We start from the raw sequence: 9,807 nt of genomic DNA on the forward strand, positions 1-9,807 counted from the left end.
TTTGTATACGTCCGCCAGCTGCGGCCTACCGGCGGGCGGCGTGCTGCTTTTGAGCGCCAGGCGACGCAGCTCGTCCACCTCGGCGAGCTTCATGGAGTCGGTCACGTCGATGAACTTCTCGCGCTGCTTGGCCATTGCGGCAGGCTGCAGGGCGGGGAAGTTCGCCTCGACGAACGCGGCGCGGCAGGCGCGGTCGGGGTTGGGAAGGGCCACGGTGCGCACGTCGGGGTTGCCGGAGAAGAACCAGGGCGGCACGTCGGCCACCTTGTTCACCACCAGGACGAGCGTGTTGCGGTTGGCTCCGTCGCCGCGGATGGAGTCCATAACGCCTAGCATGAGGTTCATGAACACGGCGTTCTCCTCGGCGGAAAGGTCGCTTGGGCGCGCCGAGAGGCGCGACGCGAACGAGAAGACGCAGGCGATAGACTGGGGCGGCGCGGGGGTGCTGGTGGGTGCAATGGTGTTGCCAGGCATAACGGCGCCGCCGGGCGCAACCGCCGTCTGGCCGGATGCGGAAACCTGCTGGTCGGTGGAAGGGACGGATGTCGCTGCGTTGCTGCGTCCTGCGAAGGGGAGGCGGCCGGCGAGCCCCTTCTGCTCCTCCAGCCTGCGGGTGAGCGCCGCGCGGGCGATAAGGGAGTTGTGTACCAGGCGGTTATCGGCATAGGGCTCCTGGTGGCGCGAGGGGTTGAGCGCCTCGGTCTCTTTACGAAGGCGATCGGCTTCACGGCTTGCGGATTCCAACAGGTCGGGAAGCGCGGGGTCGCCCAGCGGGTTCGTCATGCCGCGCAGCGGGTCGCAGAACAGAAACCGGTACGCCGGAGGCTGGGTTTGGTTGTACGACGGGGCGCTTGCCGCGGTGGAAGCAGGGGCGGAAGACATGGCGGCGGCGGAGGCCGAAGCGACGGACGCGTTCGATGCCGCGATGCCTTGCGGGGTTCGCCTGCGTGCGGCTCCGCGTTCGAACAAGCGGGGGAGCAGCTCCTCTAGCTCGAGGAACACGGGCGCGGTGCCCGGCGCCTCGCTTTCGTAGAAGGGGTAGCGATCATGCACGTTCCCTTCGATGATGAACGCCGATTTGATGCCTACGAAGTTCTCGATCTCCCGTTGCCACGGAGGGGTGAGTGCCATGATGACCTCCCTGTTCGTCTTTCGGAGCGTTCCCCGCTTGCCGGGGACGCCTCCCTGCTGTGCGGTCGTCTTCATCCTAGGGAAGTCATGCGCTTCGCGATAATCTTCCGGCGTTTTGTACAAAACCCGCGCTGCGGCCGCGTGAGGGTGTCGGGGCACCGCCGCCAGAGGTCTTGCGGCTCGTGCGGACCACAAGCATTCGGCTTCGCATGACCTTCCGGACGCCGACGCTAGGCTTCTTGAGGCCTGCCGTGAATGCCGATGGACATGAACGTGTCGCCGAAGTGGACGTTCTGGATGCGGCGCGGCTGCTCGAGCGACGCGTTGTAATCGTCGCGCAGCGCGTCGTTGAACACGTGGACTCGCTGATTGGACGATCCGCGCATGGCGCAGACGCCGTCGTTGAGCGACTCGACATACGGGCCGTCGACCAGGGCGTCTATCAGGCCGAGGGCGGTTTTCACGGCGGTTCGTTTTCGTGCGAGGCACGCGTGATGCGTCCAATCGGGAGGGAATTGGTGTGATTGCGGCACGGCGCAGGGGGCGTCGCCGTGCGACATGCCTCGAAGGTGGGCGAGGGTCCCGTCGGCAAAGCCGTGCAGCTCTTCGATCGTATAGCCGGTGTACACGAGGATGTCGTCGAAGAAGGGGCGGATGGCGGCGAGCACGCGTGCGAGCGATTCGGGCTGTTCGAAAGGGTCTCCGCCGGAGAACGTGATGCGGCGGATGCCTCCTTGCTGCGCCATGCCGATGAGCGCATCGGCGAATTGCGCGTCATCCATCTCTCGTGCGGGGTCCGCGCGCCACAGCTCGGGATTTGCGCAGCCCTTGCATTGTTTGGAACATCCGACGGTCCACACTGCGATGCGTTGTCCCGGACCGAGCGTAACCACGGGCGCGTAGGCCCTGTCGATGAGCATCATCGTTCCTTTCCGATGCATTCCTATTCGTACACGGGCTGAGGTGCGCAGCGCGATATTTTGACGCCGTCGAGCGGATCGAAGCATGCCGCGCATGCGTCAACGCGCGCATCGGGGCCCTCTACGGGATACGCCGTTCCGCAAACGGGGCAACGCACCACCCATCCGACCTGCTGAGGGGTATCATCGTTTTCGTCCGGTTCGGGCGCGCTTTCGTATGCGTAATCCTCGTCACTGGCACAGGGCTCCTCCCGTTCGGCATCGGCGGCGTCTTCGAAGGGGGCGAATCGGTCCTCCTCGCGCCCGCTTCCGCTAACCTCGTCGTCCCAGGGATGGGGGCCATCGTCAATCGGGCCGTTCAGGGCGTCGCATGCATCGCTGGCTGCGACATTCGCGGCGGCGCACGATTGACTGCTGACGGGATTCCCCGGCACCACTTCGATGCGGAACAGCATGTCGGCCATGCGCAGCTTTTCGCCTCCCACCACTTCGCGCGGCATGTTCGGCTCGAGCGGCGTCCATACGCCGGCGGCGTCGAGCTCGGTCTTGTGCCTGCCCACGAATTCCAGCGTCCAGTTGCCGCCGTTGTGGGCCTCCGCCAGCAGGTGCACACGCGACACGCGCGGCGAAAAGCTGTCGGGGCAAAAGTTTCCGGCACGACCGATGATGCCGCCTGGCCGTGTGATCTCGATACGCTGCTTGGTGCGTAGATTGGTCAGTACAAGGCTCCCCGGGCTTTCATTCCGCGCCGGCGCGCTCGCGCCGCATGCCACGCATGAAGGAGAACCGTCGTCGTTCGCGAATCCGCATCTGCATTCCCACATGGCCTACCTCATCTCTCTCGCGTGCGGCTTTTGGGCGGGGCGTCTGCGTCTTTCGGAAGGCTTCGCGGGAGCGGGGCGCTTCGCGCTGACGGTGCCCTTTCGAGTCGTGACGTACGCCTTCGTGCTGCGCTTTTCCGTTTTGCCGCTTGTCTGCTCACCCGACTTTCGATCGATGCGTTTGCTGCTGGGCGTTGCGCCTTCTTTCTTGCCGGATGCGAACGTGATGGTCTTGCAGTGGCGCATGTCGGGCGCCGCCTTGTGGAGCACCTTGTTGATAACGCCGCGTTTTGCGAGGTCATCGGCTATCTCGGCATACACCGCGCAGAACCGCGTTTGCGCGGCGAGGAGGTCTTGGGCCTCCGCAGCGCTCGCGGCGGCGTCCATGCAATCGTGCTCAAGGCCGTCGGATTCGCCGTGCAGGCCAACCACCTCGAGCATCATGTCGCCCGACGGGGTGAAGAACGCGTGGATGCCCGTGGCCCTTGTGCCGGCGCTTGCGGAGGAGTCGGTGAACATCAGGTGCTCGCCCGTCGCGTTTCCCGCGAAGTCGACGGATCGCACCACGTCGTAGCCGTGTTCGCGCATGACCTCGTCGATGCAGGAGCGGATATAGCGCTGCTTGTCCTGCTCGCGCACGGCTGCCTTCAGCGTGTCGAGCCGCGCGTATACGGCATCGGCGTCCTTGAATGCTCGCGGGCATGCTGCGGCATCGAGTCCCAGCTGAGCCTCGAGCGCCCGGATGCGCGTGAGGGCGTCGGAAAGCGGCCGTTCTTGGGCCGCCATGCGGGACTGGATGATGCGGGCCTGCGCCGTGAGTCCGGCAACCTCGGCCGATGTGAGCGTTTTGCCTCGTGCGGCGGCGTTCTCCGCCGCTTTGGACGCCTCGCGGGCGATGGATGAGAGCGCGGCGCGATCGGATTCGAGCGTTTCGGCGCGCATGATGATCGAGCGCGCGTGCTCAAGGATGCCCATAAGGGTCGCCACTTCGTCGGCGGAAGCGGGGGCGGCGGATGATGTCGCCGTCGATTTGTTCGGGACAGGGCGGGTGTCTGATGGGGCGGTGCGGGATGTGGCGTTTTCTGCCGCGACATTGCGGGCTGCCGCTGCGGTCAGCGCGTCGAGTGCGACGGCGATGTCTTTGCAGGTACCGGTTTGCTCCAGGGCGCACGCGAACGACGTGACGCTTTTGCTGTCGGCCTCGCTTGCCTGGGAGCGCTGGATGCGGTCGATGCAGGGGGCCATCTTCTTATGGGCGCGCGCAACGATCGCGTCGAGCTCGGAGGCGATTCGGTTCGCGTGGCGCTCGGCCGCATCGACGCTGCCGCCCATGGTGAAATGCGCCGCCGCGTGCACGGATTCGATCGCTTCTGCCACGATGTGCTCGAGCGCGTTCGACGTATCGCCAAGTCCCTCGTGCGCTTTCGCATACGCGCGCAGCTCCGCTTCCAGGTTTTCGATTTGCCGCAGCGCGTCGGCTTCCGCGGCGGTGATGCGGTCGCGTGCGCGTTGCAGGCGCTCTTGCGTCTGCCTCTCGACATCGAGGTCGCTGGTTTTCGGTCCGCTCATAATCGCCCTCGCTCTCCGCATTTCGTGCGCATTGCCGGGCGGCTTGCGCACCATGTCCATGATTTCTTCCGAGGAAATCGTAGGTGCGGGGAGGGATGTCCGCCATTTCGCGGCGTTTTTGCACAAAACGATAAGGCAATGATCGGTGGCTATTATTACTGCCAGGCGTCTTTTTAGAACGCTGCCTCCACAGGATCGCTCACCGTGACATCTTCCTTGCCGCGGAAGAACTCGGTGAGCTTTGCGAGCAGCGGTTCCTGCGTGCCGTCGAGCATGCGCAGGGCGAGCGTGACGTCTTCGGCGTAGGCGGTGTCGAGGGTTTTGGCTCCACAGTCGTCGGCGAGGCGCGCCACCTGCTCGTAAAGCGCATACGGCGTGCGGATGCGAATGTCCACGCAGCGGGAAACCACCACCAGACGCGCCGCCTCGATGGCCGCCTGCGTCGCTTGGGTGTAGGCGCGCACCAGGCCGCCCGTGCCCAGGAGCACGCCGCCGAAATAGCGCGTGACCACGCACGCCACGTCGGTGAGGCCGGCATGCTGGATGGCTTCGAGCGTGGGGAGGCCGGCGGTTTTCTGCGGTTCGCCGTCATCGGAATAGCGCACGCGTCCCGCCGCCCCGGCGCCGCCTTCGCGCAGCACGTAGGCATACACGTTGTGGCGCGCCATGCGATTGGCGACGCGAATCTCTTCGAGGAAGGCGAGTGCCTCGTCCTCGGTCTCCACATGGGCGAGGCTTGCTATGAAGCGGCTCTTCTTCTCGACGATCTCGGCCTGGGCGCGGCCTTCTATGGTGGTGTAGGAATTCATGATGCGTACTATAGCAGAGCGCGGCGAGCGAGGTTTGCTTTTGAATCTGTTATAATGTAATACGTACAACATATTTGACGTGAAAGAGGAACCGTGAGAGCGAAAGAGAAGGATTGCGAGACGCATTAAGCGCAGTCGATAGGCGCTGGGGGCATTGCGCGGGCTGTAATGCCCAAAATGCGTTTGGGTCGGCCGGAAGAAGAAACATGGGGGTAGAGATGGACGGAATGGTGACGGCGCGTATGCCGGAAGGGAAGAAAAAAGCCGGAGCTGCCGTGCTTGCGGAGCTGGGAGTGACGGCTTCTCAGGCCATAAACGGTCTGTATGATTTTATGCTTGAGCATGGTAAGTTGCCTTTCGACCGAGATTCGAATCGAGGTGCAGCTGATGCGCAGGCTCTAAAGAAAGCTATCGAATGGGCAGATTCTGTAGTGCTTCCTCCTGACAATCGTTTCGCTGAGATGTCCGACGATGACATTCGTCGCGAACGCCTTGCTTCGAAGGGGCTAATGTGATGCGGTTAATTCTGGACTCGAATATCGTTATCGACTTCCTTGCTCGACGCGGCGCGTTTTATGCGCCCGCTCGCAAACTTATGATTTTCGGCGCTGTGGGCGAGTACGAGATGTGGATAAGCGCTTCTCAGATGGGCGACCTGTTCTACGTCTTGTCCGATGGCGGCAAAAAAAGCAAATCTGCCTCATGCAAGGAATTGCTACGCAGGCTTCGCTGCCATGTGCGTATCTATTCCATCGGGGAGCCGGAGGTGGATGCTGCAATAGCCTCTACCTGGGATGACCTTGAGGACTCCCTTGTGCATCAAACCGCCGTTCGCATGGGCGCCGATGCGATTATCACGCGAAATAAAAAAGATTTCGCGCTTTCTTCGGTTCCCGTCATGGATGCGCAGGAGTTCTTCCAATGGCTGGAGCAGACACGGGGCGTCACGTACGATGAAGTGCCGTTTTAGTTGCCTTGCTTTCGTCGTTTTCCGCCATCGCACTTGTTCGTGGTACCATAGCGCACGTTCATGTGCAAAACGTTTTTGTCGATAGAGAGGTCCGACTAATGCCTAACGAAGGAAGCTTTGAGGCCAGTCTCAAGCGCTCGAACGCCATTCGCGCCGATTTCGCGGAAAATCCCGGCAAGTACCGCATGCTTACGGGTGACCGTCCTACGGGACGCCTGCATCTGGGCCACTATTTCGGCAGCATCATGCACCGTGTTGAGATGCAGAACGCCGGCATCGACTGCATGGTGCTCATCGCCGACTACCAGGTGATCACCGACCGTGACACCACGGCGAATATCCAGGACAACGTATACAACATGGTGATGGACTATATCGCCGCGGGCATCGACCCCGAAAAGACCATCATCTACACGCATTCCGCCGTGCCGGCGTGCAACCAGCTCATGCTTCCGTTCCTGAGCCTGGTCACCGAGGCCGAGCTGCTGCGCAATCCCACCGTGAAGGCCGAGATGGAGGCCAGCGGCCATGAGCTCACCGGCCTTTTGCTCACGTACCCCGTGCACCAGGCGTGCGACATCCTGTTCTGTAAGGCCAACGTGGTGCCCGTGGGCAAGGACCAGCTGCCGCATATCGAGGTCACGCGCAAGATTGCCCGTACGTTCAACAACCGTTACGGCCAGGTGTTCCCCGAACCTGAGGGCATTCTGTCCGATGCTATCGAGATTCCCGGCTTGGACGGCCGCAAGATGTCGAAGAGCTACGGCAACTCCATCATGCTGGGCGCCACAGAAGAGGAAACGGCCAAGCTCATCAAGAAGAGCCAGACCGACGGCGAGCGTCGCATCACGTTCGACAAGGAGAACCGCCCCGGCGTGTCGGCGCTGCTGACCACCGCCGCGCTGTGCACGGGCCGCACCGAGGTCGAAATCGCCGAGGAGATCGGCGACGCGGGCGCCGGTGCGCTCAAGAAGTACGTGACGGAAAGCGTGAACACCTTCCTCGCGCCGCATCGCGAGCGCCGTCGCGAGCTCGAGCATGACCTGGATTACATCAAGGATGTGCTTCACGAGGGCAATAAGCGCGCCAACGAGATCGCCAATGCGACGCTCGACGAAGTGCGCGAAGCGATGGGAATGGTGTATTAACGTTTCGCCGGCTTTCCAGCCGGCGTAACTACTCGATGAGGCGCTGCGACGCTGCGACGCGCCGAGGCACCGAATCTAGCCCCTTGTGCATGGCTCGGCGTGTGCGAAGCACACTTGGCCATGCGGCGGGTCTATCTCCGGCACCTCGGCGCGTCTCGCTGTTTTTGGTGGACCTGCGAGTTCATGCCCTTGCGGCGCCTGCGAGAACCCACGAATCTCCGGCACGAGGACGGCTTTCGCTGTTTCGTCCTGATTCCGCAACGTGCGCTTACGTATTCAATGTTTCTCGTAACGCTGCGAGTTCCCTCTTATTCAACTGTCGCAATTTTTGCGACAGTTGAATAAGAGGTGTCTGACAGTTCTTCTTTGAGAGCGTTATTGATGTGCTTGCCGATTGTTTTGACATCTCTGTCGTAAAGCTTGGCTATTTCATTTCTTGTAAGCCAGACATCATGGCTTGAGGCGTCGATTGAAACAGGAAGACGCACCATTCCGTCTGACGACTGAAAAAGACTACTTCATGCTGCGAACTCATGGAATCCATCCTTAGAACGGAGACGGATACTGTATGTGAGCGCTCTTTATGGGGCGACTATCGCATCTGTGATGCAGTATATCAACAATAATACAAACAAATGTTCATAAATAATAAAAAGGGGCAGAGTCGGTGAGCCGTTGCGCCTATCGAAGCGTCACCAGCGCATCAACTAGCTCATCAAACGTGGCGCAGACGTAAGCGGGGCTCTCGGTACGCAGGCGAGCTTCGGGGAACATGCCCCAAAGGGCTGCGGCTGTGACGCACCCCGCCTCGCGGCCCGCATGCATGTCGAAGGGGCTATCGCCTACAAACGCGCATTCCGAAGGGTTGATTCCCAGCAGCTTCGCACCCAGCTCAACAGGTTCGGGATGCGGCTTGTGATGCTCGCACGAATCGGCGCCGACCAGGCATCCGAAGAATTCGGAAACACCCAGAATCTCAAGGCCGTGCTTGGCGAGCGGGCTCATCTTCGAGGTGACCACACCCATGGCGAACCCTGCATCCTGCAGCCGCTCAAGGCCCTCGCGCACGCCGGGGAAAAGCCTCACGGCGCTGTCGTGTTTGTCGTGGTTGTATGCGCGATACGACCGCAGCAGCGCATCCTGCACCTCAGGTTCGTCGGAGAAATCGCGCATCTGCACTGCCAGCGGCTGGCCGACCTTCGCCATCAGGACCTCGTCCGGCAGCGTATGCCCCAGCACTTCCTGTGTGGCGTGGCGAAACGATGCCAGCAGCAGGTCGTGGGTGTCGACGAGCGTGCCGTCGTTGTCGAAGAGAATGGCGCGTAAGGCGGTCATGGGCGTCCTTTCTTCTGTGGGACTCTCCGCGAAATGCAACATTCTTCGTTCCGCGGCGCTCCGTCGTGTCGTAAGATTGCCTTTCGAATTCTACGACATGGACGATGCGGCGAGCCTATTCATTTCAAGCCGCACGAAAACGGCAAGGAGGGTGCCATGAGGGCATTGATTCAGCGTGTGACCCAGGCGAGCGTCACGGTGGAGGGCGAAGTCGTCGGCAGCATAGGGAAGGGCTACCTCATCCTTCTGGGCGTGGGACATGGTGACGCTGAGGCGCAGGCCGACAAGCTGTGGTCCAAGATTTCCAAGATGCGCATCTTCGAAGACGAGAACGGCAAAACCAACCTGAGCCTTGCCGACGTGGAGGGCGAGGTGCTGGTGGTAAGCCAGTTCACGCTCTACGCCAACTGCAAGAAGGGCAATCGCCCCTCGTTCACCGACGCAGGCGCGCCCGACGAGGCGAACCGCCTGTACGAGTATTTCGCCGGCCTGGTGTGCCGCGATCTGGGCCACGTGGAAACGGGCTCGTTCGGCGCGATGATGGAGGTGGCGCTCGTGAACGACGGCCCCTTCACGGTATGGATGGATACCGACACGCTGTAGGAATTCTCCGCGCATACGCGTCGGGTTTCTGTGGGCGACGCGGCGGCATGGCGCACAATGGCTTCAGAGACGCTTCTCGCTGCAGGCGGGCTGCGTGTTGCAAAGCGCGCGCCGTCAGTGCCTAGTGCGTTTTTCGGCAATGCCGTGACTTTCTTGACGCTTTCTTGTCGTTTCACCCGTATCATGGCGGTATCAACGGCAATCGGACGAAAGGAAGAGCCATGATTGTTACCACCACTCAGGAAGTCGAGGGCTATCGCATCACGGGTTATTACGGCATCGTGTTCGGCGAGGTCATCACCGGCGTGAATTTCCTGCGCGATATCGGCGCAGGCATCCGCAACTTCATCGGCGGTCGTTCTGCGGGCTACGAGAACGAGCTGCTCTCCGCGCGCAGCGAGGCGCTGCAGGAGATGGAGAAGCGCGCGAGCGAGATGGGCGCGCATGCCATCGTGGGCGTCGACCTCGATTACGAGACGTTGGGCGCCGACGGCAGCATGA

12 protein-coding genes are annotated in these 9,807 nt (G+C 61.8%); 5 read left to right on the plus strand and 7 right to left on the minus strand.

The window, feature by feature from the left end; all coding sequences use genetic code 11:
* From Q0J60_RS10045 to Q0J60_RS10065, 5 genes are all read right to left on the minus strand, one after another.
* Positions 1 to 1,131, minus strand: a 1,131-nt coding sequence (locus Q0J60_RS10045) for a hypothetical protein (protein ID WP_294441169.1), incomplete at its 3' end; no start/stop codon positions are given.
* Between the two features lie 230 nt (positions 1,132 to 1,361).
* Positions 1,362 to 2,147, minus strand: coding sequence for a 4Fe-4S single cluster domain-containing protein (locus Q0J60_RS10050; protein WP_367178841.1), 786 nt, complete (start codon positions 2,145 to 2,147; stop codon positions 1,362 to 1,364).
* A complete protein-coding gene (locus tag Q0J60_RS10055; protein WP_294441174.1) occupies positions 2,075 to 2,875 on the minus strand; it encodes a hypothetical protein in 801 nt (266 codons plus the stop codon). The genes Q0J60_RS10050 and Q0J60_RS10055 overlap by 73 nt, the downstream gene beginning before the upstream one ends.
* 3 nt (positions 2,876 to 2,878) lie before the next feature.
* A complete protein-coding gene (locus Q0J60_RS10060) occupies positions 2,879 to 4,441 on the minus strand; it encodes a hypothetical protein (RefSeq protein WP_294441176.1) in 1,563 nt (520 codons plus the stop codon).
* A 173-nt stretch (positions 4,442 to 4,614) separates the two neighbouring features.
* The gene (locus tag Q0J60_RS10065) at positions 4,615 to 5,250 is read right to left on the minus strand and encodes a YigZ family protein (RefSeq protein WP_294441177.1); all 636 of its coding nucleotides are present in this window, start codon (positions 5,248 to 5,250) and stop codon (positions 4,615 to 4,617) included.
* A 206-nt stretch (positions 5,251 to 5,456) separates the two neighbouring features.
* On the opposite strand from Q0J60_RS10065, the gene Q0J60_RS10070 reads away from it, so the two are divergent.
* The 3 genes from Q0J60_RS10070 to trpS all read left to right on the plus strand — a co-directional run bounded on the left by Q0J60_RS10070 (position 5,457) and on the right by trpS (position 7,368).
* A complete protein-coding gene (locus Q0J60_RS10070) occupies positions 5,457 to 5,765 on the plus strand; it encodes a type II toxin-antitoxin system RelB/DinJ family antitoxin (protein WP_294441179.1) in 309 nt (102 codons plus the stop codon).
* Positions 5,765 to 6,220: a PIN domain-containing protein gene (locus tag Q0J60_RS10075; protein ID WP_294441181.1), complete on the plus strand. Its 456-nt coding sequence runs from the start codon at positions 5,765 to 5,767 to the stop codon at positions 6,218 to 6,220. The genes Q0J60_RS10070 and Q0J60_RS10075 overlap by 1 nt, the downstream gene beginning before the upstream one ends.
* Positions 6,221 to 6,318: 98 nt before the next feature.
* A complete protein-coding gene (trpS, locus tag Q0J60_RS10080; RefSeq protein ID WP_294441184.1) occupies positions 6,319 to 7,368 on the plus strand; it encodes a tryptophan--tRNA ligase in 1,050 nt (349 codons plus the stop codon).
* A gap of 308 nt (positions 7,369 to 7,676) precedes the next feature.
* Here the strand turns inward: trpS and Q0J60_RS10085 are convergent, their stop codons facing one another.
* A complete protein-coding gene (locus Q0J60_RS10085; protein WP_294441187.1) occupies positions 7,677 to 7,859 on the minus strand; it encodes a hypothetical protein in 183 nt (60 codons plus the stop codon).
* Between the two features lie 190 nt (positions 7,860 to 8,049).
* Positions 8,050 to 8,703 (minus strand): HAD family hydrolase, encoded by a 654-nt coding sequence (locus Q0J60_RS10090; protein ID WP_294441188.1) that lies wholly within the window; start codon positions 8,701 to 8,703, stop codon positions 8,050 to 8,052.
* Positions 8,704 to 8,859: 156 nt separating this feature from the next.
* Here Q0J60_RS10090 and dtd point away from each other — a divergent pair, with 156 nt between their 5' ends.
* Both dtd and Q0J60_RS10100 read left to right on the plus strand, forming a co-directional pair.
* Positions 8,860 to 9,306, plus strand: a complete 447-nt coding sequence (gene dtd / locus Q0J60_RS10095; RefSeq protein ID WP_294441190.1) for a D-aminoacyl-tRNA deacylase — start codon at positions 8,860 to 8,862, stop codon at positions 9,304 to 9,306.
* Positions 9,307 to 9,527: 221 nt separating this feature from the next.
* Positions 9,528 to 9,807, plus strand: a 280-nt coding sequence (locus Q0J60_RS10100; protein WP_294441192.1) for a heavy metal-binding domain-containing protein, incomplete at its 3' end; no start/stop codon positions are given.

It is taken from the genome of uncultured Slackia sp. (assembly GCF_944321625.1).
Taxonomy (GTDB): Bacteria; Actinomycetota; Coriobacteriia; order Coriobacteriales; family Eggerthellaceae; genus Slackia.